Annotated in this window: 17 protein-coding genes and 2 pseudogenes; 8 read left to right on the top strand and 11 right to left on the bottom strand. The window is 73.1% G+C overall.

Annotated features, from left to right (window positions below; all coding sequences use genetic code 11):
• Nucleotides 1–51: 51 nt before the first annotated feature.
• A pseudogene (locus AB0G20_RS26035) lies at nucleotides 52–838 on the bottom strand (methyltransferase domain-containing protein); the annotation flags it as partial.
• A gap of 34 nt (nucleotides 839–872) precedes the next feature.
• Complete coding sequence (locus AB0G20_RS26030) at nucleotides 873–1,382, bottom strand: metallophosphoesterase (RefSeq protein WP_361306494.1); 510 nt, start codon at nucleotides 1,380–1,382, stop codon at nucleotides 873–875.
• A 95-nt stretch (nucleotides 1,383–1,477) separates the two neighbouring features.
• Between AB0G20_RS26030 and AB0G20_RS26025 the strand changes: the two genes are divergently transcribed.
• From AB0G20_RS26025 to rfbC, 3 genes are all read left to right on the top strand, one after another.
• Entirely contained in the window at nucleotides 1,478–3,388 is a 1,911-nt protein-coding gene (locus AB0G20_RS26025) for a DEDDh family exonuclease (RefSeq protein ID WP_361306492.1), read from the top strand.
• A gap of 170 nt (nucleotides 3,389–3,558) precedes the next feature.
• A complete protein-coding gene (locus tag AB0G20_RS26020) occupies nucleotides 3,559–5,499 on the top strand; it encodes a glycosyltransferase family A protein (RefSeq protein WP_361306490.1) in 1,941 nt (646 codons plus the stop codon).
• Between the two features lie 4 nt (nucleotides 5,500–5,503).
• A complete protein-coding gene (rfbC, locus tag AB0G20_RS26015; protein WP_361306488.1) occupies nucleotides 5,504–6,121 on the top strand; it encodes a dTDP-4-dehydrorhamnose 3,5-epimerase in 618 nt (205 codons plus the stop codon).
• Nucleotides 6,122–6,590: 469 nt separating this feature from the next.
• Here rfbC and AB0G20_RS26010 read toward each other — a convergent pair whose 3' ends face one another.
• From AB0G20_RS26010 to AB0G20_RS25980, 7 genes are all read right to left on the bottom strand, one after another.
• Nucleotides 6,591–7,394, bottom strand: coding sequence for a class I SAM-dependent methyltransferase (locus AB0G20_RS26010; RefSeq protein WP_161366059.1), 804 nt, complete (start codon nucleotides 7,392–7,394; stop codon nucleotides 6,591–6,593).
• On the bottom strand, nucleotides 7,381–8,268 hold the full coding sequence (rfbD, locus tag AB0G20_RS26005; protein ID WP_361306486.1) for a dTDP-4-dehydrorhamnose reductase: 888 nt from the start codon (nucleotides 8,266–8,268) through the stop codon (nucleotides 7,381–7,383). The genes AB0G20_RS26010 and rfbD overlap by 14 nt, the downstream gene beginning before the upstream one ends.
• The gene (gene rfbB / locus AB0G20_RS26000; protein WP_361306484.1) at nucleotides 8,265–9,245 is read right to left on the bottom strand and encodes a dTDP-glucose 4,6-dehydratase; all 981 of its coding nucleotides are present in this window, start codon (nucleotides 9,243–9,245) and stop codon (nucleotides 8,265–8,267) included. Before rfbB ends, rfbD begins: the two co-directional genes overlap by 4 nt.
• Complete coding sequence (locus tag AB0G20_RS25995) at nucleotides 9,242–10,309, bottom strand: glucose-1-phosphate thymidylyltransferase (RefSeq protein WP_361306482.1); 1,068 nt, start codon at nucleotides 10,307–10,309, stop codon at nucleotides 9,242–9,244. Before AB0G20_RS25995 ends, rfbB begins: the two co-directional genes overlap by 4 nt.
• Before the next feature lie 116 nt (nucleotides 10,310–10,425).
• Nucleotides 10,426–10,599: a hypothetical protein gene (locus tag AB0G20_RS25990; RefSeq protein WP_361306480.1), complete on the bottom strand. Its 174-nt coding sequence runs from the start codon at nucleotides 10,597–10,599 to the stop codon at nucleotides 10,426–10,428.
• Between the two features lie 216 nt (nucleotides 10,600–10,815).
• Nucleotides 10,816–11,235, bottom strand: a complete 420-nt coding sequence (locus AB0G20_RS25985) for a CBS domain-containing protein (RefSeq protein WP_361306478.1) — start codon at nucleotides 11,233–11,235, stop codon at nucleotides 10,816–10,818.
• A gap of 88 nt (nucleotides 11,236–11,323) precedes the next feature.
• Entirely contained in the window at nucleotides 11,324–13,771 is a 2,448-nt protein-coding gene (locus AB0G20_RS25980) for a SpoIIE family protein phosphatase (protein WP_361306476.1), read from the bottom strand.
• A gap of 186 nt (nucleotides 13,772–13,957) precedes the next feature.
• Here AB0G20_RS25980 and lanKC point away from each other — a divergent pair, with 186 nt between their 5' ends.
• The 4 genes and pseudogenes from lanKC to AB0G20_RS25960 all read left to right on the top strand — a co-directional run.
• Nucleotides 13,958–16,552: a class III lanthionine synthetase LanKC gene (gene lanKC, locus AB0G20_RS25975; RefSeq protein ID WP_361306474.1), complete on the top strand. Its 2,595-nt coding sequence runs from the start codon at nucleotides 13,958–13,960 to the stop codon at nucleotides 16,550–16,552.
• An 84-nt stretch (nucleotides 16,553–16,636) separates the two neighbouring features.
• On the top strand, nucleotides 16,637–16,753 hold the full coding sequence (locus AB0G20_RS25970) for a SapB/AmfS family lanthipeptide (RefSeq protein ID WP_031113019.1): 117 nt from the start codon (nucleotides 16,637–16,639) through the stop codon (nucleotides 16,751–16,753).
• A gap of 82 nt (nucleotides 16,754–16,835) precedes the next feature.
• Nucleotides 16,836–18,623 carry an ABC transporter ATP-binding protein gene (locus AB0G20_RS25965; RefSeq protein WP_361306472.1) on the top strand — a complete coding sequence of 596 codons (1,788 nt, stop codon included), beginning with the start codon at nucleotides 16,836–16,838 and terminating at the stop codon, nucleotides 18,621–18,623.
• Between the two features lie 46 nt (nucleotides 18,624–18,669).
• A pseudogene (locus tag AB0G20_RS25960) lies at nucleotides 18,670–20,469 on the top strand (ABC transporter ATP-binding protein/permease); the annotation flags it as partial.
• Between the two features lie 243 nt (nucleotides 20,470–20,712).
• Here AB0G20_RS25960 and AB0G20_RS25955 read toward each other — a convergent pair.
• Complete coding sequence (locus AB0G20_RS25955; RefSeq protein WP_361306470.1) at nucleotides 20,713–21,321, bottom strand: response regulator transcription factor; 609 nt, start codon at nucleotides 21,319–21,321, stop codon at nucleotides 20,713–20,715.
• Between the two features lie 317 nt (nucleotides 21,322–21,638).
• Here AB0G20_RS25955 and AB0G20_RS25950 point away from each other — a divergent pair, with 317 nt between their 5' ends.
• Nucleotides 21,639–23,795: a SpoIIE family protein phosphatase gene (locus tag AB0G20_RS25950; RefSeq protein WP_361306544.1), complete on the top strand. Its 2,157-nt coding sequence runs from the start codon at nucleotides 21,639–21,641 to the stop codon at nucleotides 23,793–23,795.
• A gap of 108 nt (nucleotides 23,796–23,903) precedes the next feature.
• Here AB0G20_RS25950 and AB0G20_RS25945 read toward each other — a convergent pair whose 3' ends face one another.
• On the bottom strand, nucleotides 23,904–25,319 hold the full coding sequence (locus AB0G20_RS25945) for a S1 family peptidase (RefSeq protein ID WP_361306468.1): 1,416 nt from the start codon (nucleotides 25,317–25,319) through the stop codon (nucleotides 23,904–23,906).
• Nucleotides 25,320–25,471 lie beyond the last annotated feature (152 nt).

Here is a 25,471-nt window from a genome sequence, read left to right as displayed (position 1 = left end):
GGCTGCGGAGGGCCGACTCCAGATGAGTCGCTGCGAGCCGTCGCCGGTCGGTCTGCGGCCCCACGCGGAGATCATCGGCGAGGTGGCGAGGTCCAGGCGTCCCGCCTCGACGGCGGCGAGATGCTCGTCGATCTCCTCGTCCCTGGCGAGGCCCGCGGCGACGAGCCTGTCCCGCACCTGCCGGACGGTGGCCGCCTCCAGGACGTCGCAGGCGGGCGAGGTGATCGGGAAGTAGGCGTCGGCCTCGACGTCCACGAGGCCCGCCTCGCGCAGCAGCCGCGGCAGTCTGCGCCCGTAGGAGAGATCGGCGCCGCGCTGTCGCAGCAGCTCACGGAAGCCGGTGCGGAGCCGGTTGGCCCGCTCCTGCTCGGGGCCGTGCTCGTCGGGGCAGATCAGCGGCTGCAGCGCCGGGTCGGCGTCCTCGACCAGCAGCAGCCCGCCGGGCCTGAGCGCCCGGACCATGGCGCGCAGCGCGGCGTCGCGCTCGGTGACGTGGACCAGGACGAGACGGGCGTGCACCAGGTCGAAGGGGCCCGGCGGAGGGGCGTCGCGGCCGACGTCGTGCCGGAGCACCTCGACCCCCTCGGTGGCGGCCGTCCCGGTCCAGGACACGTCGATGTCGGTCGCGAGCACGCGCCCGGTCGGCCCGACGCGCTCGCGCAGCCACGCCGCCACGCTCGGCCCGCCGGCCCCGACCTCCCAGCAGCGCCACCCCTCGGCGACCCCGGCCGTCTCGATGGCGGAACGTCGAGGCGTCGAAGAGGGCCGCCAGCGCGTCGAAGCGCGTACCGGCCTCGGCCTGCCGGTTGGCCAGGAGGTATCCCTCGTCCCGACCCAAGCGGCGATCATGTCACGCGCCTGGCCGGGGCGGTTCAGCGCGGTGCGCGGGGCGGCAGCCGGTGCAGTTCCACGTCCGTGAGCAGCCCTTCGGTGACCGTGGCGGTCATGTAGGTGCAGTGGGGCTGACGGCGTCGGTCCGTCGGGGAGCCCGGATTCAGCAGACGCAGGCCGGAGGGGGCCGTGGTGTCCCAGGGGATGTGGCTGTGGCCGAAGACCAGCACGTCCAGGTCGGGGAAACGGGCGGCGCACCGCTGTTCCCGGCCCTGCTTGGCGCCCGTCTCGTGGATCACGCCGAACCGCACCCCGTCCAGTTCCGCGTACGCCACCTCCGGCAGCCGGGCCCGCAGATCAGCCCCGTCGTTGTTGCCGTACACACCGACGAGCCTCCGGCAGCGGGCCTCCAGCAGATCGAGGGTGTCCGTGTCGACCCAGTCCCCGGCATGGAACACGACATCGGCGTGCGGCAGTTCGGCGAGCAGGGGGGCGGGCAGTTCCCTGGCCCGCTTGGGCAGGTGGGTGTCGGACATGAGGAGCAGGCGCACGTCATCACCCTAGAGGGTGCCGAGCAATATCCACTTATACGGATGAATCGGCATCCAGGTTGAAGGGTCAGTGAAGATCCCTCCATTCTTCCTCCATGTCTCTCCTCTCCCCTGCCTTTGATGCGTCCGGGCTGCGCGACTACCCCTACGACTGGGCAGTGGTCGACGTGGAAACGTCAGGCCTGGTCGCCCGCCGCGACCGAGTGTTGTCCCTGGCCGTGGTGACGCTGGGGCCGGACGGGGAACAGACGGACGAGTTCTCGACGCTCCTCGACCCCGGCTGCGATCCCGGGCCGGTGCGTGTCCACGGGCTGACGGCCGAGAGGCTGCGCGGCGCGCCGGTCTTCGACAAGGTCGCGCCGCGGATCGCGGCGATGCTGCGGGACCGGGTGCTCGTCGCGCACAACGCCCAGTTCGACTACGACTTCCTCGCCCACGAGTTCGCCCGCGTCGGAGCCACGCTGCCGGTGGCTCGTCGTCTGTGCACCCTCGCACTGAACCGGCGGGTCGATCCCCCGACCGAGGACCTCAGGCTGGGCACGCTCGCCGCCCACTACGGCGTCCCCCAGGTCACGGCCCACGACGCGCTCGACGACACCCGAGTGCTGGCGGGGGTCCTGCGCGCCTCGCTGCAGGAGGCAGCACGTCTCGAACTCCCGCTGCCCCTCGTGCCCTGCCCGCCGCGCCAGGACCCCCGGTTCGCACCCCGGACATCCAAGGCGCCGTGCGCGTACCGCAATCCGGGGCGGCCGGAGCCGGGCGGGCCCTTGGTGCAAGGCATGAAGATCGCGATCACCGGTGAGACGCGGATGTCACGCGCCGAGCTGGAGCGGCGGGCGCTCGATGCGGGTCTGAACGTCATGACGTCCGTCAGCCGGCACACCAGCGCGCTGGTGACCAACGACGTCTCGTCCGGCTCCGGCAAGGCGCGTCGTGCGCTGGCGGAGGGGGTGCCCGTACTCGACGAGCCCACGTTCGTACGGCTGCTGGAGGATGTGCGGCCGGGAACGCCACATGAGCGGGCACGACCCGCGGAAGCCGCGACCTCATCTCCCGCAATGCCGGCTGCGGCCCTCGCGCAGGCACCTGTCCAACCGCCCGTTCCCGTTCAGCAGGCCCCGGCCCCTGTCCTCCCCGACCCGGCGAAATCGGCGCCGGTTACGCCGTCGCGCCCGGCACACCCGGCCCCGGCCACCCCCGCCCGCCCTCTCTCCGGCCGACGGGTCCTGGTACTCGGTGGCAAGCACCCCGATGCCGTGGCGGCTCGCAGCAGGATTGTCGAGCTCGGCGGGGCGGCAGCGATCAACCTCTCCGCGAGCGTCACCGACGTCGTACTCCTGGAGGGCGGCGAGCGGGACCGCCGGATGAAGCGGATCACCACGCTCGCGTTCCCCACACACGACGCCGCATGGCTCGACGCCCCGGTCATCGTCCCGCTCCCGCGCCAGGCCTGCGGGGCAGCGGCCTCACGCGTCCTGCCGCGCGGCGGCGTCGTCGATCTGCCGCAGTCGGGCGGACGGGCCCCTGCGGCTCCCTGGACCGTCACCGCATCCTGGGCCCAGCGGACGTCATGCGGGATCGACGTGGTCGCGTTCGTCGTCGACGAGCAGGAACAAGTCGGCTTCGACGAGGACTTCGTGTTCTACGGCGCACCGGAGAATCCCGGCGGAACGGTGCGACTGCACAGCGACGGGCCGACCGAGCAGACGGTCAGCGTCGGCCTTGCCGCGCTGCCGCCCTCTGCCCGCAAGGTGGTGATCGCCGCCGCCATCGACGGCTCCCCGACCTTCGGCGACGTCGGCGCCATCCACATCAGTTCCGGTCCGGGCACCAGCGCCGCACCGGTGGTCCAGGCCACGCTGGACGCCGCGACCACCGAGCGCACCCTGCTCCTCGCCGAGATCTACCGCCGCGGCCCGTTGTGGCGCCTGCGCACCGTGGGGCAGGGGTACGACCAAGGGCTCGACGCCCTCGCCCGGGGCTACGGCGTGGATGTGGCGAACTGACCCGCCCCTGACGGTGAACAGACAAGCAGCGCAGCTCAGTTGCCGTGTGGGGAGATGATCACGGCCAGGTCTCGAAAGGTGAGACCGCCTCGCCCACCGGGTTAGCATCGGGCAACACGCACTACAACAGGACGTCTACGGCGAGCGACCCGAAGGGGCCCGGAAACCCGATGCCGGTCAAGGTCAGCGTCATCATCCCCGTGTACAACCCGGGGGTCTACATCGAGGACTGCATCTCCTCGCTGCAGCGGCAGTCGCTGCCTCCCGACGAGTTCGAGGTGATCTTCGTCGACGACGGCTCGACCGACGAGACCCCGGCCCGGCTCGACTCTCTCGCCGCCGAGGACCCCCGGATGAAGGTCATCCACCAGGAGAACTCCGGCTGGTCGGGCAAGCCCCGCAACGTCGGCATCGAGGCCTCCCGGGGCGAGTTCGTGATGTTCGTCGACAACGACGACTACCTGGGCGACGAGGCCCTGGAGCGGATGTACGACTACGGCGTGGCCAACGGCGCCGATGTCGTCGTGGGCAAGATGGCCGGCAAGGGCCGCGGGGTGCCGGTGGAGCTGTTCCGCCGCAACCACCCGCGCGCCACCGTCGAGAACGCCCCGCTCATCGACAGCCTCACCCCGCACAAGATGTTCCGCCGGGCCTTCCTGGACCGCATCGGCCTGCGCTTCCCCGAGGGCAGGCGGCGCCTGGAGGACCACGTCTTCATCGCCGAGGCGTACCTGCGCGCGGAGAACGTCTCCGTGCTCAGCGACTACGTCTGCTACTACCACCTCCGGCGGGACGACGGCTCCAACGCCGGCTTCGAACGCTTCGACCCGGCCGGCTACTTCAGGAACCTCCGCGAGGCCCTCGACGTCGTCGAGCAGTACACGGAGCCGGGTCCGGTGCGCGACCGGCTGTTCCGGCGCTGGCTGCGCGTGGAGATGGTCGAGCGGCTGCGGGCCCGGCGCTTCCTGAACCTGCCGGACGACTACCGCAGGGAGCTGTTCGCGGAGATCCACGAGGTCGTCGTCGAGCGCTTCGGGCCCGGTGTCGCGGCCGGGCTGCAGCCGACGCAGCAGGTCGTCGCCGCGCTGACGGCGGCCGACCGGTACGACGACGTGGTGGCCTTCGCGGAGTGGGAGGCGGGCGTCGCCCCCAAGGCGACCCCCGGCGACATCGAGTGGCGCGACGGCTCGCTCCGCGTCGGCTTCACGGCCGAGTACCTGTCCGGCGGCGAGCCGATGCTCTTCCCCGCCGCATCCGAGGCCGCGCCGCTGACCGACGTACCGAAGGACGTGTCCGAGGCGGTGCGGTGGGTGGCCTCGGAGACCGCCGCGCGGTTCGGACAGGCCACGGCCGATCTGCTGCTGCGGGAGCGCTCCAGCGCCGCGCAGTACTTCCAGCCGGTGGAGTTCACACGCGAGACCGTGCCGGTCGGGGACGGCGAGGAGGTCCGGCTGGTGCTGCGGGCGACCGCCACGGTCGACCCGGCCGAACTGCCCCGTGACGGCGCCTGGGACGCACTCGTCCGGGTGAAGACCGGCGGCTGGACCAAGGAGTGCCGGCTGGGTCCGGCGCCGCGCGAGGACCGGCCCACGCCGGAGGTGGGCATCGTCGGCGACCGCCCGGTCCTGCCGTACTGGACCGAGCCGCACGGCAACTTCTCCCTGGAGGTCCGCCCGCGCGGCAAGCGGCTCGGGCTGGGCCGCGTTCAACTGGGGGATGTCACCGTCTCCGACGAGCGGTTCCGTGTCCTGCTTCCGGTGCACACCCCGGGCGACACGGACGTGCGGCTGAGGTTCGTCTCCTCCAGCCGGATCCTGGAGGTGCCGGGCACGCTCGCACCCCACGCGGACCGGCCGGGCTCGGCGGTGGAGGCGGAACTGCCCCAGGATCTCTCGGACGACGTCTGGCGCGTGGCCGTGTGCCTGAACCCGGGTGCCGACGGGGCTCGCTTCACCGGTCTGCCGTTCGCCCTTCGGGCCGGGGGCGGAAGTGTCCTGGTGACGCCGGTGCCGGGGCCCGGTGTCGCGCTGCGGCTGGCCCGGCGCGCCCGGCGCGTGCTCGGAGCCGCGCGCCGCAAGGTGAATTCCCGTATCAGGAACGGAGGGCGGTGACGGCATGCGACCCCTGGGGATAGAGGGCGCCTGGGTTCTGGAGCCCAAGATCTTCCCGGACGACCGGGGCAGCTTCCACGAGTGGTACCGGGGTGCGGAGTTCCGCGAGGCGACGGGGCACGACCTGTCCCTGGCCCAGGCCAACTGCTCGGTCTCGCGGCGGGGCGTGCTGCGGGGCGTGCACTTCGCCGATGTGCCGCCCAGCCAGGCCAAGTACGTCACGTGTGTACGCGGCGCCGTCCTGGACGTGGTGATCGACATCCGCGTGGGCTCTCCCACCTACGGGAAGTGGGAGGCCGTACGGCTCGACGACGACACGCGGCACGCGGTGTTCCTCGCGGAGGGCCTCGGCCACGCCTTCATGGCCCTCACGGACGACGCGACGGTGGTCTACCTGTGCTCGGAGGGTTACGCCCCGGGCCGCGAACACGGCATCCACCCCCTCGACCCGGCCTTGGGCATCGAGTGGCCCGAGGGCATCACCCCGCTCCTGTCCCCCAAGGACGAGCAGGCCCCGACCCTGGCGGAGGCGGAACGGCAGGGGCTGCTGCCGTCGTACGAGGCCTGCCTGGCGTACTACGCGGAACTGCGGGGCGGGCCGGGGACCGCGACTGACGGCTGAGGCAGGCGCAGTGGCGTGGGGCCGGGCGTACCCGGGCCCACGGTGCTCGGTGTGCCAGGCGCACGCATGCGTCGTCGGCGGACAGGCCGGGGCGCGTACTGAGGCCGGCGCGGACCTCTGCTCGCTGTACGGAACGCCGAAGGGCGGCACCCCCTGGCGGGGTGCCGCCCTTCGGGCGTCGTACGGCGGTGACTACTTGCGCATGACCTCGGGCGCGTGGCAGCGCAGGAAGCGGGCCACGAAGAAGCCGCAGATCACACCGAGGACGAGGGGCGCGCCCATGTCCAAGGCCCAGGCCCTGGCCGACGCGGCGGCCGAAGGCGGTGGAGACCTTGTCGGCCGGTTCGGCCGGTTCGGCCGGTTGGACACACCGCAGGCCCAGACGCGCGTGGCGTCCGGGCCTGTGCCCCGGAAGGCCGGGAAGGTCGTCGGCGCCGGCCGCCCCCGGGGGGGTGGCCGACACCCTCGTTCAGCGGCTCACGCCGACCTGCTGCAGGGCCTTGCGCAGGGGCTCCCAGCCGATGGAGCGGGGCAGGCCCCTGTTGCGGGCCTGGGTGAGGGGGCGCCAGAAGCCCGCTCCCAGGAGGGTTTCGGGGCGGACCGCGCCGGCCCGCTCCAGGATCGCCTCCGGGACCTTCTGCGGGTCGGGGATCTTGTACTCGGCCATGATCTCGTCGTACTTGTCGTGCAGGACCCGGTTGTCCGGGTCGGCGCCGAAGACGACCAGCTGGCCGGTGGGGGCGGTGTCCACCTGCACCGTGACCAGGTCGGGACGGTAGCGCGCCAGCACCTCGGTGATCTTGTAGACGTCACCGGTCCAGGCGTTGGTGTGCCGGTCCCGGGCCGCCTCGTCGATGCTGCGCGGCAGCATGTCGTCGAGGACGATCACACTGCCCCAGTCCGAGTACTTCTCGACGTTCATGAAGTCGCGCAGTGCGAACTCGAACAGGTGCATTCCGTCGATGAACGACAGATCCAGGGTCGTTTTGCGCCAGTAGCCGATCGGGCTGCGGCCGCGGCGCAGGTTGCGCAGCGGGTGACGGCCGCCCTTGAGGTGCTGGAGCGGGTTGTCGCGCGCGAAGAAGTCGTCGCTGGTGGCCTTCACCAGGTGGACGTCGCACCTCAGCTCCGAGACCACCTTGAAGGCGGGGTCGATCGCGATGCTGGGGACGCGGGACAGCGTCAGGCTGCGCCCGTCGTTGACGCCGATCTCCAGGTAGTTGCGGTTGGCGCTGACCTTGTGCAGTTCCCGGAGGAACTCATGGCGTTTCACGAGGAAGACCTTCCTTGCGGATGCGGGGCAGTGCTTCATGCAGGGCGGAGCGCCAGTCGCGCGGCAGCGGCAGGCCGATCTCCTGCCACCGTCGGTGTGCGAGGGCGCTGTACGCCGGGCGGGGGGCGGGCCGGGGGAAGGCCGCGCTGCTGGTGGGGCGCACCCGGTCCGGGTCTGCGCCGATGAGCGAGAACACCTCGCGGGCGAGGTCGAACCAGGTGGCCTCACCGGAGTTGGTGGCGTGGAAGACGCCGTGCGTTGCAGGGCCGAGCCGGGGGCCGAGGTCGGCGATCCGCTCGGCCACGTCCGCGCTCCAGGTGGGCTGCCCGCGCTGGTCGTCCACGACGTCGAGGGTGTCCCGGCGGGCTTCCAGGCCGATCATGGTCCGGACGAAATTCGAGCCGTGGACGCCGTAGAGCCATGCCGTGCGCACGATCGCGCTCGCCCCGGGGAGCTCTTCCAGTACGGCCCGCTCCCCGGCCAGCTTGGTGCGGCCGTAGGCGGTGCGCGGCCCCGTCGGATGGTCCTCCGGGTAGGGGGTGGAGCGGGCCTCGCCGGAGAAGACGTAGTCCGTGGAGACGTGGACCAGGCGGGCGTCGTGCGCGGCGCAGGCCCGGGCCAGCAGACGCGGACCGTCGCCGTTGATCTCCAGGGCGCCGGCCTCGTCGGTCTCGGCGTCGTCGACGGCCGTGTAGGCGGCGCAGTTCACGACGAGTTCGGGGCGGTGCTCCCGGACGGCCGCGTCGACGACCGAAGGGTTGGTGACGTCCAGGGCGGCGCGGTCGAGGCCCACGACGGTCTCGCCGCGCCGCGTGAGTTCCTCGACGACGTCACGGCCGAGCATCCCGCCCGCCCCGGCGATCAGCCACCTCATGCCTGCTCCTGGGCGACGCGCTGCTTCAGGGGCTCCCACCAGGTCCGGTTGTCGCGGTACCAGGCGACGGTCTCGGCGAGGCCGGTGGTGAAGTCGTGACGGGGGCGGTAACCGAGTTCGTCACGGGCCTTGGACCAGTCGACGGAGTAGCGCAGGTCGTGGCCCTTGCGGTCCTCGACGTACTCCACCCGGTCCCAGTCCGCTCCGCAGGCGTCCAGGAGCAGGCCGGTGAGTTCCTTGTTGGTGAGTTCGGTGCCGCCGCCGATGTTGTAGACCTCGCCGGGCCGGCCCTGGGTGCGGACGAGGTCGACGCCCTGGCAGTGGTCGTCGACGTGCAGCCAGTCGCGGATGTTGCGGCCCTCGCCGTACAGGGGCACCTTGTGGCCGTCGAGGAGGTTGGTGACGAACAGCGGGATGACCTTCTCGGGGAACTGGTGCGGGCCGTAGTTGTTGGAGCAGCGCGTGACGCGCACGTCCAGGCCGTGGGTGCGGTGGTAGGCCAGCGCGAGCAGGTCGGAGGAGGCCTTGGAGGCCGAGTAGGGCGAGTTCGGTTGCAGCGGGTGGTCCTCCGGCCATGAGCCGGACTCGATGGAGCCGTAGACCTCGTCGGTGGAGACGTGCACGAAGGGGCCCGTGCCGTGCCGCAGGGCGGCGTCCAGCAGGGTCTGGGTGCCGAGGACGTTGGTGCGGACGAAGTCGGCGGCGCCGCTGATCGAGCGGTCCACATGGGACTCCGCGGCGAAGTGCACGACCTGGTCCGCGTCGGCCGTCAGCTTGTCGACCAGCTCGGCGTCGCAGATGTCGCCCTGGACGAACTCCAGCCGCGGATGGGTCAGTTCGAGGTTGTCGAGGGTGCCGGCGTAGGTGAGCTTGTCCAGCACGGTGATGCGCGGCGCGTCGGGCGCGTCCGAGGCGAGCAGTGCGCGGACGTAGCGGGAGCCGATGAACCCGGCGGCGCCGGTGACGAGGAGGTTCATGAAGTGATCTGCACCTTGCTGTGATCTCCGAGGACGAAGCGGTGGGCGCTGGGGACGCTGGGGGCCGGGGTCACCTCGACGTGCCGGCCGATCAGCGAGGACTCGATGCGGCCGACGCCCTGGATCGAGGAGTCCCGCAGCACGATCGAGAACTCCAGCTCGCTGTCCGTGATCCGGCAGTTCTCCGCGACGGAGGTGAAGGGACCGACGTAGGAGTTGCTGACGACGGTGCCCGAGCCGATGACGGCGGGCCCGACGATACGGGAGTTGACGATCCGCGCACCCTCTTCGACCACCACCCGCCCGATGGTCTCCGACGCGTCGTCCACGTCGCCATCGATACGGCGCTCCATCGCTTCGAGGACCGTGCGGTTCACCTCGAGCATGTCGCCGACGTTGCCGGTGTCCTTCCAGTAGCCCTTGATGACCGTGGAGCGCACGTCGGCGCGGGCGTCGATCAGGTGCTGGATGGCGTGGGTGATCTCCAGTTCGCCGCGCCAGGAGGGTTCGATGGCGCGGACCGCCTCGTGGATGCGGGGCGTGAACATGTAGACGCCGACCAGCGCGAGATCGCTCTTGGGCTGGTCGGGCTTCTCCTCCAGGCCGATCACCTGGCCGGACGGGTCGAGTTCGGCGACCCCGAAGGCGCGGGGGTCGGCCACGCGCGTGAGCAGGATCTGGGCGTCGGGCCGGTGGTCGCGGAACTCGTCGACGAGGCCGGTGATGCCGCCGACGATGAAGTTGTCGCCGAGGTACATCACGAAGTCGTCGTCACCGAGGTAGTCCCGGGCGATCAGCACCGCGTGGGCCAGCCCGAGGGGCCGCTCCTGGGGGATGTAGGTGACCTTGAGGCCGAACTTCGACCCGTCCCCCACCGCTTCCTCGATCTCCTCGGCGGTCTCCCCGACGATCATGCCCACGTCGGTGATGCCGGCCTCGGCGAGCGACTCCAACCCGTAGAACAGGACGGCCTTGTTGGCCACGGGCACGAGTTGCTTGGCCGACGTGTGGGTGATCGGCCTCAGCCGTGTTCCTGCACCGCCGGACAGCACGAGAGCCTTCATTCGGTTCACCTTAGTCGTGATCCGGCGGATGTGAACATCACTTCTTTTAGTTGTCGATGCGCGCAGTTACTCGGGTCGTCACCGCGCGGTCGTCCGGAGGGCCGTCCGGAGAGGGATCAGTCCTCGCCCCGGACAATGTTCCACTCCGCGCCGGAGTGCGCCGTCCCCCGGGTGCTCCGGTCCTCGACGGCGGGGAGGCAGGTCCGCAGCGCGGCCTTTCCGCGCAGGCGGCGCGCCTTCGACCAGCCGGTTTCGTGCTGACGGACGGCGGGCTTCTCACTGGTGTCCATGGACTCCACGACTCATCATCTTCCTTCTGCTTCCGCTGCTGTTCGAGTCCCCAGCGAAAAACCGAACAAACCCGGACCGGAACGCTTGCGCCCCGCCGTCGAACTCCCCTTCCCCCGTCCGGTGTTCAGCAGTCGTGTGCGGTAGAACTGCGACCGGACCCACGACGGTCCCGCGCACGGCGGGGTGCGCGGGACCGTCGGGCGGGTCGCTGTTCGTCAGGCGTTGGGGCGCGCGGCGCTGATGTCGCCGAGCGCCGAGTCCGGGTCGCGCTCCATGGCCATGTCGCCCAGGGAGACGATGCCCACGGGGTGCCCGTGGTCGACGACCGGGATGCGGCGCACGGAGTGCTCGCGCATCAGCTCCACCGCCTGGGCCAGGTCCTCGTCGGGGCCGACGGTGACCAGCTCGTCGCTGCACGCGCCGGCGACGGTGATCCGCTCCGGGTCGCCGCCCCGGCTGACCGACCGCACCACGAGGTCACGGTCGGTGACCAGACCTCGCAGATGGTCGCCGTCCGTCACCAGGACGGCTCCGAGGTCCTCGTCGCGCATGATGCGTGCCACCTCGGCGACGGAGGTCTGCGGCTCGACGGTGACCGGGTCGCCGGTCATGATGTCGCGGACATGCTGAGCCATGATGTTCCTCTTCCTTCGGCTCGTGGCGGTTTCTCCGTCCTACACCGCGCCGGGTACCCGTCCGGCCGGGCTGCCAACGGGGAACCGCTCAGCGTCCCAGCACCAGCTCCGCCCACACCTGCTTGCCGCCGCTGACCGGCAGGGTGCCCCAGGTCGCGGAGAGCGCCTCGACGAGCAGGATGCCCCGGCCGCCGGTGGCCTCCCAGCCGATGCTGGTCGGTCTGACCGGGGAGCGGGGGGAGGCGTCGGCGATGGCGATCCGCAGACGGTTGTTGACGAGGGTCAGGTCCATCCGGACCTTGCCGTCGGTGTGGACCAGGGCGTTGGTGACGAGTTCGGAGACGACGAGGAGCGCGGCGTCGTAGTCCACGGTGACGCCCCAGGAACGCAGGGTGCGCCGGGCGAAGCGGCGGGCGTGCCCGACGGCCTGCGGCACCCGCCAGACCGTCCAGCTCTCCCGGAGCGGGCGCAGGTCCATGCCGTCGTAGCGCATGAGGAGCAGGGCGACGTCGTCGCTGCGCGGGGCGTCGCCCAGGAGGGCGTCGGCGACGAGTCCCAGGTCGGTGGGGGCCGCGGCGCCCAGCCGCTCGGCGAGGTGGTCCATGCCTTCGTCGATGTCGGAGTCGGGCGTCTCGACGAGACCGTCCGTGGCCAGGGCGATCACGGTGCCGGGCGGGAGCCGGAGCGGGCTCATGGGGAAGTCGGCCCGGGTGACCACCCCGAGGGGCGGACCGCCCTCGGCCTCGGCGACCTCGGTCCGGCCGTCCGGGTAGCGCAGCACCGGCGGCAGGTGCCCGGCGCGCACGCACCAGGCGGCCCCCTCCTCCAGGTCGATGTCGACGTAGCAGCAGGTGGCGAAGAGGTCGCTCTCCATGTCCATGAGGAGCCGGTTGGCGTGCGCGACCACCACGTCCGGCGGGTGTCCCTCGACGGCGTAGGCGCGCAGGGCGGTGCGCATCTGGCCCATGAGGGTGGCGGCGCCTGCGCTGTGGCCCTGGACGTCGCCGATGACGAGGGCGACGTGGTTGTCGGGCAGCGGGATGACGTCGTACCAGTCGCCTCCGAGTTCGAGCCCCGCCGTGCTGGGCAGGTAGCGGGCGACGGCCACCGCGCCCGGCAGGCGGGGCAGGCTGCGCGGCAGCAGCTGGCGCTGGAGCATGCCGACCAGTTCGTGCTCGGCGTCGAAGGCCCGGGCCCGCACCAGGGCCTGTCCGGCGAGGCCGGCGCAGGCGGTGAGCAGCGCGCGCTCGTCGGTGCCGAAGTCGTGCGGGGTGTCCCAGCCGATCAGGCAGGCGCCGGCCATGCGGTTCCCGGCGGGCAGCGGCAGGACGGCGAGGCCGCCGGGGCCGACCTCCGCCAGGGCGCGTTCCAGGGGGCTGCCGGCGGGCCAGATGCGGGCCCGGCCCTCGCGCAGCGCGGCGGCGAGGGTGGGCATGGCGCGCACGGGTGCGTCGGGCCACTCGGTGCGCCACTCCGACCGCCACAGCTCGGGCCAGGCCTCGGGTTCGGGCGGGTCGAGGACGGTGACGACGAGCCGGTCGCTCTCCAGCTCGGCGAGTGCGATCCGGTCGGCCCGCAGCGGCCGGCGCAGGGCGGCGACCACGGCCTTGCCGACGTCGCGGACGGTGACGGCGGTGGCCAGCGCGGCGGCCAGGCGCTGGACACGGGCCACGTCGGTGACGTCGGAGCGCAACGTGGAGACGTCGACGACCGTGCCCACGAGCCGTGCCGGGCGGCCCTCGCCGCCGGGCAGGAGGCGCCCGCGCAGCCGGAGCCACTTCGGGGGGCCGGTGGGCTGGAGCACCCGGAACTCCAGCTCCCGGTCGCCGATGGACATGTGGTCGGCCTCCACCACGGACATCAGCGACGGCAGGTCCTCGGGCACGGTCAGGCTGAGCAGCGTCTCGACGCGGCCGTCGAACTCCACGGGGTCCAGGCCGAACAGGTCCAGCAGGTCGTCTCCCACCCGGACGCGGCCGCTGTCCATGGCGAGGTTGAAGGCGCTCGGCGGCAGTTCACCGGCCTCGGCGGGCGCGGCCGGGGCGGTGAAGGCGACCGCGTCGGAGATGAGTTCCAGGCACCTGCGGTCGCCGTCGGTGAAGCCCTCGGGGCGCTCGCTCACGGCCACCAGGCAGCCGTGGTCCCCCTGCAGGGGAAGGGCCGTCAGGAAGAAGTCCCGGGACGGAACGCGCCGCGCCTGGGCGTGCTCGGCGAGTTCCGCCGGGCCCAGCGACACCGGTCGTCCGCCGCGGTGGGCCTCGGCGACCGGGGACCGCCCGGCGCGCGGATAGCTGTCGCGCAGCCCGTAGAGGGTCCTCGGAACCCCGGCCGACTCCATCAGGCACAGCAGCTCGCCGTCCTCGCTGGGCGCGTAGACGGCGGCCAGCGCCGCACCGGCGAAGACCAGTGCCTGTTCGAGGACGCGGCGCAGCCGTTCGGGCGAATCCTGATCGACCGCGATCGCCTTCAGGGCACTTTCGGCACGCAGCGTTCGCGTTCCGCGCTCTTGGGCGCCCTGACTGACCACGTTGGCCATTACAGCGCTAATGAGACACCTGCGCAGCCCCTGTGGGCGTTCCGTGGACCGGCGCCGACGCGGGCGCTCGAAAGGAACCGAACATGTCTTAACGCATGCGTTCCGCACGGTGTTCTCGTGACAGGCGTGACTGTGCGTGCCCGTCTCGTGGCTGGAAAGCTCGGTGCCCGTCACGGAGGGGGACGCATGGACAAGCGGTACGAGGTGTACGCGCTGGCCGACCGGCATTTCTACGAGACGCCGGACCGGCTGGCGCGGGGCGGGCAGGGGACAGCCGCCCACCTCTACGAGACGGCCCGCCGGCCGCTGCCGGAGGGCTGGGAGTCGGCCCGGATCGGCGACTGGCTGACGATGACGCCGCTCGGCCCGGACGGCGAGCCGCTGCAGGGCCCGGCCCAGGGGTGGAAGATCCACGCCTCGGCGACCCGGGCGAACGCGGAGGAGATCGCCCGGATCGTGTGGGACTACTGCGTCGAGCGGCGCGTCCCCTTCAAATTCGTGCCGGGCCCGCACCTGCTCCACCTGCGCAACACCAAGTACGCGCCACGCGACGGCAGCGGCAAGTTCGTCACCGTCTACCCGGCCGACGAGGAGCAGCTGCACCAGGTGCTGCGCGAGCTGGGCGCGCTGCTGAAGGGTTTCGAGGGTCCGTACATCCTCACCGACCTGCGCTGGGGCGAGGGGCCGCTGTACGTCCGCTACGGCGCCTTCGCACGCGCGTTCGTCGTGGACGAGCGGGGCTCGCTGGTGCCGGCGGTGCGGAACGGCGAGGGACGGCTGGTGCCGGACCGGCGGTCGCCGTCCTTCCAGGTACCCGAATGGGTGACGCTCCCGGCGTTCCTCCAGCCGCATCTCGACGCGCGGAACAACACGACGACGGGCGAGCTGCCGTACCGCATCGAGAAGGCGCTGCACTTCTCCAACGGCGGCGGTGTGTACGCGGGCACCGACACCCGCGACGGGCGCAAGATCGTCCTCAAGGAGGGTCGGCCGCACGCGGGTCTCGCCTCGGACGGCGCCGACGCGATCGCCCGGCTGGAGCGGGAGAAGCAGGCGCTGGAGCAGGTCGCCGGCACGGGCGTGGTCCCGGAGGTGCGCGACTGGTTCGAGCTCGGCGGGCACCGCTTCCTGGTGATGGACTTCCTGGAGGGCCGTCCGCTCAACTCCTTCTTCGCCGAGCGGCATCCGCTGCTCACCCAGGACCCCGACGCGGAGGCCGTCGCCGCCTACACGGCATGGGCCCTGCGCATCCACCGCAAGGTGGAGGAGGCCGTGGAGGCGGTGCACGCCCGCGGCATCGTCTTCAACGACCTGCACGTCTTCAACATCATGGTCGCCCCGGACGAGGAGACGGTGTTCCTCCTCGACTTCGAGGCCGCGGCCCCGGCCGAGGAGAACGGCCGCCAGGTCGTCGCCCACCCCGGGTTCTTCGCGCCGCCGGACCGCCGGGGCGCCGACATCGACCGCTACGCGCTGGCCTGTCTGCGGCTCGCTCTGTTCCTGCCCGTGACCACGCTGTTCGTGGTCGACCGCGGCAAGGCGGCGCACCTGGCCGAGGTGATCGCGGAGCAGTTCCCGGACGTGCCGCGGGAGTTCCTCGACGAGGCGGTCACGGAGATCACCCGGGAGGTGTCCGGCGGTACGCCGGCCGCTCCCTCCTCGCCGGTGGACCCGGGCGACTGGCCCTACAGCCGCGACTCGATGGTCAAGGCCATCCTCGCCTCGGCCACCCCGGAGCGCGACGACCGGCTCTTCCCCGGCGACGTCGCCCAGTTCTCCGACGGCGGGGGGCTCGGGCTGGCCCATGGCGCCGCGGGGGTGCTGTTCGCACTGGACGCGGCCGGCGCCGAGCGGTACGAGGAGGGCGAGCGCTGGCTGCTCGACCGGACGGCCCCGGCCCCGGTCGGCACCCCGCTCGGCCTGTACGACGGGCTCGCGGGCGTCGCCCTGGTCCTCGACCGGCTCGGGCACCGGCAGCGGGCACTGGACCTGGTCGAGGGCATCCTCGCCGAGCGGTGGCAGAACCTCTCCTCCGACCTGCACGGCGGACTGGCCGGGCTGGGCCTCGTCCTCGGGCATCTGGCCCGTACGACCGGCGAGGCGGAACTGGGCGAGCGGGCCCACGAGGCCGCGCGGATCCTCGTACAACGGCTCACCGAGCCGGTCCCGGCCTCGTCCCGGCCGCGCGCCGGACTGCTGCGCGGCGCGAGCGGCCCCGCCCTGCTCATGCTGCGCCAGTACGAGTGGACCGGCGAGGAGGCCTGGCTGGAGGCGGCTGCCGTGGCCCTGCGCCGGGACCTGGCATCCTGCGTCACCCGCGAGAACGGGTCGCTGGAGGTCGACGAGGGCTGGCGGACCCTGCCCTACCTCGGCGACGGCAGCGCGGGCCTCGGCATGGTCCTCGACGACCTCGTGGCCCACTCCCCCGGCCTCGCCGGGGAGTTCGAGCCGGCCCGCTCCGGTGTGCTCACCGCGGCCACCTCACGCTTCTACGCGCAGCCCGGGCTCTTCCAGGGCCGCGCGGGAATGATCCTGCACCTCAGCCGCACGACCACGCCGGGCGCGACCGAGGACCGGCTGGCCGGGCAGATCGCCGGGCTCGGCTGGTTCGCGATGGCGTACCAGGGCCAACTGGCCTTCCCCGGACACCAAATGATGCGGCTCTCCATGGACCTCGCCACCGGAACGGCAGGGTGCCTGCTGGCGCTCGGCGCGGCCCTCGACCCGGCGACCGACGCCCACCTGCCGTTCCTCCCGCCGCCCAGCAGGCGGCCCCACTGACGCGGTTCCGCGATCCCGCGGAGTCGTGACACCACCCCGTCCCCACGGATGACCACGGACGGACACCCAATGGAAGGACACACCATGGCACTTCTCGACCTGCAGACCATCGAGACCGAAGAGCGGACCGACGGCGGCGGCAACAGCACGGTGAGCCTGCTCTCCTGCATCAGCGCCGCGAGCGTTCTGCTCTGTCTCTGACCTACGGTCTGCTCGCCCCGGGCGGTCCTCTCCCTTCGGGGAGGGGCCGCCCGGGGTCCTTCCCGTCCCAGGAAAGGCCCGTATGACCTCGCGCGGCGACGACGACCCGGCGGCCGGACACGCGCGCACGCTGCTGCGCACGGCCACCCGGCACAGCGGGTCCCGCTGTGTGGCGCTGTGCCTGGTGAGCATCGCCGCGACGGGTGCCGGCCTGCTGCTGCCGGCCGCGCTGGGCCGGGCCCTCGATCTTCTGCTGGCGCAGGCCCCGGCGACACGCTGGGTGCTCTACTGCGCCGGCCTCGTGACTCTGCTCGCCCTGCTCGACGCCGTCCAGACCGTCCTGACCGGCACCGTCGACGCCCGTACCACCGCATGGCTGCGCCGCCGGCTGACCGGGCACGTCCTCGGCGTCGGCCCGCGGGCCGCCGACCGCTTCGGCTCCGGTGATCTCGTCGCGCGCCTGGTCGGCAACGCCGCCGAGGCGGGGACCACTCCCGCGGCACGTGCGGCGCTGCTGGCCGCGCTCGCCGGTCCCGTCGGCGGGGTGGTCGCGCTGGGACTGATCGACTGGTGGCTCGCTGCGGTGTTCCTCGCCGGAGCCCCCGTGCTGGCACTTCTCCTGCGCGCCGTCTCCCGTGACACCTCCGAGAGCGCGTCGCGCTATCAGCGGGCCCAGGGCCGGATCGCGGCCGCGCTGGCGGAGGCCGTCGAAGGGGTCCGCACGGTCCGGGCGGCCGGTACGGAGGGCCGGGAGACGGCCCGGGTGCTGCGACCGCTGCCGGACCTGTCCCGGGCCGGGCACGGCATGTGGCGGGTACAGGGGCGGGCCGCCGCCCGGGCGGTCGCCGTGGCCCCGCTGCTGCAACTCGGAGTCGTCGCGGTGGCCGGGGTGCTGCTCACCCGGGACCGGCTCTCGGTGGGCGAGGTGCTCGCGGCCTCCCGGTACGCGGTACTGGCGACGGGCGTCGGCGTGCTGGTCGGCCGGCTCGCGGGCCTGGCCCGGGCCCGGGCCGCGGCCCGGCGCCTCGGCGAGGTCGAGACCGAGCCCGCCACCGCGTTCGGCGCCCGCCGGCTGCCCGACGGCCCCGGGCGGCTGGAGCTGCGCGGGGTGACGGCCCGGCGCGGCGGACGCACCGTGCTCGACGGGGTGGACCTCGACGTGCCCGGCGGCACGACCCTGGCCGTGGTCGGGCGGTCCGGCGCGGGCAAGTCGCTGCTCGCCGCGCTCGCCGGACGGCTGACCGACCCGGACGCGGGCGAGGTGCTCCTGGACGGTGTGCCGCTGCGCGAACTGCAGCACGACGACCTGCGGGGCGCCGTCGGCTATGCCTTCGCCCGCCCGGCCCTCCTCGGCGGCACGGTCGAGCAGGCGATCGGCCTCGGTCTGCCGTCCCCCTCCCCCGCCCACATCCGCGCGGCGGCCCGCAAGGCCCTCGCGGACGACTTCGTCCGCCGCCTCCCCGGCGGATACGGCACGGCCGTCGCCGACGCCCCGCGCTCCGGCGGCGAGTCCCAACGGCTGGGCCTCGCCCGGGCGTTCGCGCACGGCGGGCGTCTGCTGATCCTCGACGACGCCCTCTCCAGCCTCGACACGGTGACGGAACGCCGCATCACCGACGCCCTCTTCGGCGACGGCCCGGGCACCACCCGGCTCCTGGTCGCCCACCGCGGCGCGACGGCCGCCTGCGCCGATGCCGTGGCGTGGCTGGACGGGGGGCGGGTGCGGGCGGTGGGACGGCACGAGGAGCTGTGGCGGCTCGCGGAGTACCGGGCGGTGTTCGGGGACGGGGCGGACGCCGCCGGCACGGATGCGGGCGACGGCGGCTCGCGGCAGGCCCCGGACGACGTGGAGAGGGACGTGACGGCATGAACGGCCCCCTGCGTACGGGCGCGGCTGCCGGGGACGGGGCGCGTCCATGACCGCCCGGATCCGGACGCGCGGGCGGCTCCGGCGGAACCCGGACCCGACCGCCGATACCCCCGCCGCACGACACGCCGGCCTCCCCGGCCGGGGCCTGCGCTTCCTGCTGGCCCGCCGGCGGGTTCTGCTGCGGCTCACCGCCTGGTCCGTGCTGGAGACCGGGCAGACCTTCCTCATCGGGTACGGGCCCGCCCGCGCCCTGGACGAGGGGTTCCTGCGCGGACGTGCGGACACCGGACTGGTCTGGCTGGCGGTGACCGGGCTCGGTGTCCTGCTCGGCGCGTACGGGACCGCCCGCGTCTACGCCGCCGTCGCCGCGCTGGTCGAACCGCTCCGGGACCGGCTCGTGGAACAAGTGGTCTCGCGCGGGGTGCGGACCGGTGACGCGGGGTCCCTGTCCGGGCTCACCCAGCAGGTGGAGATCGCCCGGGACACCTTCGCCGGACTGGTCATGGTCTCCCGCTCCTTCGTGGTCACCGCCGTCGGCGCCCTGGCGGGCCTGTTCACGCTCGCCCCGCCGCTCCTGCTGGTCGTGGGGCCGCCCCTGGCCGTCGGCATGGCTCTGTTCGCCGCGACGCTGCGGCCGCTCGCCCGGCGGCAGGAGACGTTCCTCGTCACCGACGAGGCCCTCGCCGGTGACCTCGGCACGGTCTGCCCGGGCCTGCGGGACATCACGGCGACCGGCGCGGAGGCGCACATCGCCACCGGCACCGGGGAACGGGTCGAGGCGGAACTGCGGGCGGCGCGCGCCCTGGCCCACTGGGGCGTACTGCGCGTGGCGTCCCTGGCGATCGGCGGCCAGCTGCCGATCGTGCTGCTGCTCGCCGCCGCCCCCTGGCTCCTGGCCCACGACGTCACCACGGGCGCCCTGGTCGGCGCTCTCGCCTACGTCACCCAGTCCCTGCTCCCGGCCCTCCGCAACCTGATCCACGGCCTGGGCACGAGCGGCTCCCGGCTGACGGTGGTGCTGCGCAGACTGACCCGGGCGGACGCCGATGACGACGGCACGCCTCACCCGGTCGCGAGCGCGCGCCCCACGAACGCCGGGCCGCCTCGTCCTGCCGACCGACCCGCCCCCGCGGACGCCGCCCCACACCACGCCCACGGCCCCGGCCCCGCGAGCGCCGCCGCGCACCACACCGACACACCCCGCCCCACAGCGAGCGCCCACCCCACCAACGCCGGGCCGCCTCCCCCAGCCGACCGACCAGCCCCCGCGGCCCCGCACGGCACCGACGAGAGCGCCTCCTCCTCGGAGGGGGGCCGCAGCGCGCCGGTCCCCCGTCCGGCGCGGGCCCAGCCCGCCGACGACCCACCCCCCGCCCTCTCCCTCACCTCCGTGACCTTCGCCTACGGCCCGGCCAGCACCCCTGTCGTCCAGGAGCTCGACCTCGCCCTCCCGCCCGGCGCGCATCTGGCCGTCGTGGGACCCAGCGGCACCGGCAAGTCCACGCTCACCGCTCTCGTGGCAGGGCTGCTCACACCCTCGCGCGGCACCATCCAGGTCGCCGGACACCCCGTGCCCGGCCCGGAGGCAGCGGCCGCACGCGTGCTCATCCCGCAGGAGGCGTACGTGTTCGGCGGCACCCTGGCCGAGAACCTCGCCTATCTGCGGCCGGACCCGGTGCCCGCGGAGGAGCTGCTGGCCGCGGCCGAGGCGGTGGGCCTCACCCCGCTGGCCGGCCGGCTCGGGGGGCTCGACGCCCGGGTCGATCCGGCGGCGCTGTCGGCCGGCGAACGGCAGCTGGTCGCGCTGACCCGGGCCTATCTGTCGCACGCCCCGCTCGCCCTGCTGGACGAGGCGACCTGCCATCTGGATCCCGAGACGGAGGAGCGCGCGGAGCGGGCGTTCGCCGCGCGGCCGGGCGGGACCCTGGTGGTCGTGGCCCACCGCATCAGCTCGGCCCGCCGCGCCGGCCGCGTCCTGGTGATGGACGGCCGGAGCACGGCGTACGGCAGCCATGAGGAGCTGATGCGGTGCTCCGCGCTGTACCGGGACCTCGTCGGGAGCTGGTCTCCCGCGTCGGCCCGGCGGGGATCAGAGCCAGCCCTGGCCCTGCGAGATGCGTATCGCGTCGATGCGGTTGCGGGCCCCGGTCTTGCGGGTGATGGCCGCCATGTAGTTGCGCACCGTCCCGTGGGACAGGTGCAGGCTCCCGGCGATCTCCGCGATGGAGGCTCCCTCGGCGGCGAGGGATAACACGCTCAGTTCTCTTCGGGTCAGCGGCATCTCGGCCGCCTTGAGGAATCCGAAGCCCAGCGAGTCGTTGACGAAACGTTCCCCCTCGGCGACGCGACGGATCCCGCGCAGCAGATTCTGCGGGGATCCCTCCTTGTCGACGTAGCCGAGCGCCCCCGCCTCGGCCGCCCGCTTCAGCAGGCCAGGCCGGTTCGCGGTGGCGAGCACGAGTAATCGCGGGCGCACCCGGTCCTGCCCCGGCCGGCACAGCTCGCCCAGCGGAGGGATGCCGTAGGAGTCCGCGCACTCCAGGTCCGCCGCGCACACGTCCGGCCGAACCGACCGCACCGTGCCCGGCGCGCCGCGCCACGACGTGTCGTGCACCGCCAGGTCGGACTCCTGCCGCAGCCAATCCGCCAGCACCGACCGCACCAGACACTCGTCGTGGACCAGAAGCACCCGGATCACCGACACCCCCTCCGCTCGCCGTACGCCCCCTCGTCGTGTTGAGCGCGTGCCCCATTGTTCGCGACCGTGACCCTGCGTGGGCGCGAAGAACCGGCCATCAGGAGGCGCGGGGGCGCACGCCCGGCGCCCGTACGCCCGGCCACGCTTCGACTACGGGGGCATGGGTCGGGGCGGTCGGGGTACAGGGGCGCCCCCGGCGGGGCCAGAGCGCATGTGACCGACGGTAACCGCGGTCGTCCCGGAACCGCTCGTCGTGCGGAACGGGCCGTCAGGGGGGAGATTTGTTCCTGGACCCGGTCGCGCGGCCGTGCGAGGAGGTGGTCGGCGTGTCCGACGGACAGTCGTCCGCGCAGGCGCCGGCAGCCGCCAGGACGCCGGTCGGCCGTCCCCTGCTCTCCCTGGCGCTGGCCTCGATGATGGACGAGGTGCACGCCCACTCCGGCGCGGTGTACCTGATGGCACCGGATCAGCCGGTGCTGGAGATGGCGGTGATGGCCGGTCTGCCCCGGGCGTTCGCGGCGCCCTGGGAGCGGGTGGGCCTGAGCTCGCCGATCCCGGTCTCCGACGCGGCGCGCGAGCGGCGGCTGGTGTGGGTCGGCGGCGAGGAGCAGATGGCCCGCCACTATCCGCGGATCGCCGTGGTGCTCCCCTACCCGTTCGCCCTGGCCGCGGTGCCGATCGCCACCGAGTCGACCGTCTACGGCGCGGTCTTCGTGACCTGGCCGGGCGCGCATCCGGCCGAGATGTCCGACCACGAGCGCGATCACCTCACCGCTGCCTGCGGCCGGCTCGCGGTCCGGCTGGAGCGGGCCGCCGCGCACAGCATCCCGCCGCACCCCGAGACCGACATGCTGGCCTCGCCCCTGGTGAGCGGGATAGCCGGCACGCTCGGCACGGTCGAGGCGGCCCGGATGGTGAGCCGGCTGCCGTACGGGCTGGTCTCGCTGGACCTGCACGGACGGATCGGCTTCGTCAACGCGGCGGCGGCCGAGCTGCTGAACGTCCCGGTCAGCCGACTGCTCGGCACCCAGCTGTGGGCGTCGGTGCCCTGGCTCAACGACCCGGTGTACGAGGACCGTTACCGGGCCGCGCTGCTGAGCCAGCACGTCACCTCGTTCGTGGCGCTGCGCCCGCCCGGCGAATGGCTGTCGTTCCGGCTGTACCCGAGCACGACGGGCCTGAGCGTCCGCATCACCAGATCCAGGGCCGTGTCCCGGATGAACCGGACCGCACCGCCGCCCGACGGGACGCCGTCCCGCCTGGTCACCATCTCGCAGGTGCTGGACCTGGCCGGCGCGCTCACCGAGGCGGTGGGGGTGCAGGACGTGGTGCAGCTGGTCGCGGACGAGATCGCCCCGGCCGTGGGCAGTCAGGCCCTGGTCGTGCTGGGCTCGCGGGCGAACCGGCTGCGGGTGCTCGGCCATCGTGGATACCCGGACCCGCACGTGGTGGAGCGGTTCGACGGCATGCCCCTGACCGAGCCGACACCCGGCACCCACGCGCTGCGGACGGGCGTACCCGCGTTCTTCGAGTCGCAGGAGCAGCTGGAGCGCCTGTACCCGGCGCGGCTCGCGACCCCCGACGGGTTCGCGGCCTGGGCCTTTCTGCCGCTGATCGCCCAGGGCCGCCCGGTGGGTACGTGCGTGCTCTGCTACGCCGAGCCGCACCCGTTCCCGACGGAGGAGCGGGCGGTGATGACCAGCATGGCCGGGCTGATCGCCCAGGCGCTGGAGCGGGCGCTGCTCTACGACGCCAAGCACCGGCTCGCGCACGGCCTCCAGGAGGCGCTGCTGCCGCACTCCCTGCCGTCACTGCCCGGCATCGAGGCGGTGGGCCGCTACGTGCCGGCCACTCAGGGCATGGACATCGGCGGCGACTTCTACGACCTGGTCGGCTCCCAGGGGATGGCGGCGGCGGTGATCGGGGACGTGCAGGGCCACAACGTGACGGCGGCCGGGCTGATGGGGCAGGTCCGCACCGCGGTGCGCGCGTACACGACCGTGGGACAGGCGCCCGAGGAGGTCATGCGCAGCACCAACCGGCTGCTGCTCGACCTGGGGTCCGACCTGTTCGCCAGCTGCCTCTACCTGCGGCTCGACCCGGAGCACGGCCGTGCCGTGATGTCCCGGGCGGGGCATCCCCCACCGCTGCTGAGACGGCCGGACGGCAAGGTGCGTGTCCTCGACCTTGCGGGCGGCCCACTGCTCGGCATCGACGCCTCGGCTGTGTACCCGACGACGGAGGTCGCCCTGGCCCCCGGTTCGCTGCTCGTCCTGTACACCGACGGGCTGGTCGAGTCCCCCGGCACGGACTTCGAGGAGGCCCTGGCGGATCTGGGCCGGCGCCTGGCCGACGCCGGGGACCAGCCGCTGGACGAACTCGCCGACAGCCTCGTCCGCCAGAAGCCTCATCGCACGGACGGGGAGGAACGGCTCGACGACATCGCCCTGTTGCTGATCAGGGCCCTCGGGTAGGCCCGGCGGGCGGCGGCACCCGAACGCCGATGGGCCGGCCCGGTCCCGCCAGGAAGGGGGCGGAACCGGGCCGGCTGCGTCGGACCGGCTGCCGACGGATTCGAAGGGTCAGCGGGACTCGGTCAGCCCGGAGTTGTCCTCGACGCCCTGACCCGCGTCCTGACCGGCACCGGCACCCGCACCGGCTCCGGCACCCGCTTCCTCGCCGCCGGCGTGCTCACCGGCACCGGCCTCTTCGCCCGCACCGGCTTCCTCACCGGCACCCGCACCGGCCTCGTCACCGGCGCCGGCCTCTTCACCAGCGCCCGCTTCCTCGCCGGCACCGGCTTCCTCACCCGCACCGGCTTCCTCGCCCGCACCCGCGCCGGCCTCGTCACCGGCACCGGCGCCGCCACCCGCGGCACCGCCCGCGCCGAGGGTCGCGCCGACAGCCTCCAGGGCGGTGGTCACCGGCTGGAAGAACGTCTCGCCGCCGGCCGTGCAGTCGCCGCTGCCGCCGGAGGTCAGGCCGATGGCCAGACCGTCCTGGGTGAACAGCGAGCCGCCGCTGTCGCCGGGTTCGGCGCAGACGTCGGTCTGGATGAGGCCGGTGACCGTGCCCTCCGGGTAGTTCACCGTGGCGTCGAGGCCGAGCACCTGGCCGTCGTTGAGCCCGGTGGTGCTGCCCATCCGGAAGACCTGCTGGCCGACGGTCGCCTCGGCGGCCTCGGTGATCGGCACGGTCTGGTCGCCGGTGTTGACCTCGCTGGGCGCCTCCGTCGCCGGGTCGTCGTACTTCACGAGTGCGAAGTCGCCGTCGCCGGGGAAGGTGGACTGGTCGACGGTGGCGATCGGCTGACCGCCCTGGGTGTCGGACCACTCGTTGCCGCCGAGGGTGCAGTGACCGGCCGTCAGGAAGGCCGGGGAGCCGTCGCCCGCGGTGACGTTGAAGCCGAGGGAGCAGCGCGAGCCGCCCGCGAAGATGGCGTCGCCTCCGGAGACGAACGGCTTGAAGGTGCCGGAGGACTTCTTGAGCGTGGCCATGCCGGAGCCGAGCTCCTGCACGGTGGATTCCAGTCTGTCCCACTTGGCGCCGGTCACGGTGCTGTCGGCGGTCACCAGGAGCTTGTTGGTGCGCGGGTCGATCGACCACGAGGTGCCCGCGATGGTCGCCTCGGACTTCAGCGTCGACGCCCCGTCCTGAAGCTCCGACCAGCTGTTGTCGACCTCGCGGACCTTCGCACCGGCGGCCTTCGCCTGCACGACCACGTTGTTGTTGTCGCCCGGCACGACGTTGACGACCAGCTGCTTGCTGGCACTGTCGTAGTAGGAGCCGCCGAACGCCTCTCCGAGGAGCCCGGAGAGCTGCGAGGCGAGATCCGAGGCGTCGCCCGCCTTCAGTGTCTTCGGCGCGGCCGCCGCGTCGCCGGACGAACCGTCCTGCGAGGCGTTGGCGTTGGGGAGCAGGATCGCGGCCGCGCCGAGCGCCACCACGCCGCCCGCCGCTATCGCGGCCTTGCGCTTCGGAATTCGCTTGTGACTCAAACTTCTCTCCTCCTGGGGGGGACGGAGCCTGTGCCGCCGTCCGGCAGCTTGGGGGGCGCCTGGATGGCTGTTGGTACGCACGGGCCGTGCGGGGCGTTCAATTCCGATTGCAAGTGATCCGTTCGCATCGCGGAATCAGCCAACTCCCGCTG

This window comes from Streptomyces sp. NPDC024017, assembly GCF_040638895.1.
GTDB lineage: Bacteria > Actinomycetota > Actinomycetes > Streptomycetales > Streptomycetaceae > Streptomyces.
The sequence above is the reverse complement of the archived record's forward strand: the minus strand, read 5'-3'. Positions and strand labels throughout refer to the sequence as shown.

Excerpts from the sequence above, each read along its gene's own strand:
- AB0G20_RS26025 (WP_361306492.1), top strand. The coding sequence starts at position 1,478 with ATGTCTCTCCTCTCCCCTGCCTTTGATGCGTCCGGGCTGCGCGACTAC.
- AB0G20_RS26020 (WP_361306490.1), top strand. The coding sequence starts at position 3,559 with ATGCCGGTCAAGGTCAGCGTCATCATCCCCGTGTACAACCCGGGGGTC.
- rfbC (WP_361306488.1), top strand. The coding sequence starts at position 5,504 with ATGCGACCCCTGGGGATAGAGGGCGCCTGGGTTCTGGAGCCCAAGATC.
- rfbD (WP_361306486.1), bottom strand. The coding sequence starts at position 8,268 with ATGAGGTGGCTGATCGCCGGGGCGGGCGGGATGCTCGGCCGTGACGTC.
- rfbB (WP_361306484.1), bottom strand. The coding sequence starts at position 9,245 with ATGAACCTCCTCGTCACCGGCGCCGCCGGGTTCATCGGCTCCCGCTAC.
- AB0G20_RS25995 (WP_361306482.1), bottom strand. The coding sequence starts at position 10,309 with ATGAAGGCTCTCGTGCTGTCCGGCGGTGCAGGAACACGGCTGAGGCCG.
- AB0G20_RS25990 (WP_361306480.1), bottom strand. The coding sequence starts at position 10,599 with ATGGACACCAGTGAGAAGCCCGCCGTCCGTCAGCACGAAACCGGCTGG.
- AB0G20_RS25985 (WP_361306478.1), bottom strand. The coding sequence starts at position 11,235 with ATGGCTCAGCATGTCCGCGACATCATGACCGGCGACCCGGTCACCGTC.
- AB0G20_RS25980 (WP_361306476.1), bottom strand. The coding sequence starts at position 13,771 with ATGGCCAACGTGGTCAGTCAGGGCGCCCAAGAGCGCGGAACGCGAACG.
- lanKC (WP_361306474.1), top strand. The coding sequence starts at position 13,958 with ATGGACAAGCGGTACGAGGTGTACGCGCTGGCCGACCGGCATTTCTAC.
- AB0G20_RS25970 (WP_031113019.1), top strand. The coding sequence starts at position 16,637 with ATGGCACTTCTCGACCTGCAGACCATCGAGACCGAAGAGCGGACCGAC.
- AB0G20_RS25965 (WP_361306472.1), top strand. The coding sequence starts at position 16,836 with ATGACCTCGCGCGGCGACGACGACCCGGCGGCCGGACACGCGCGCACG.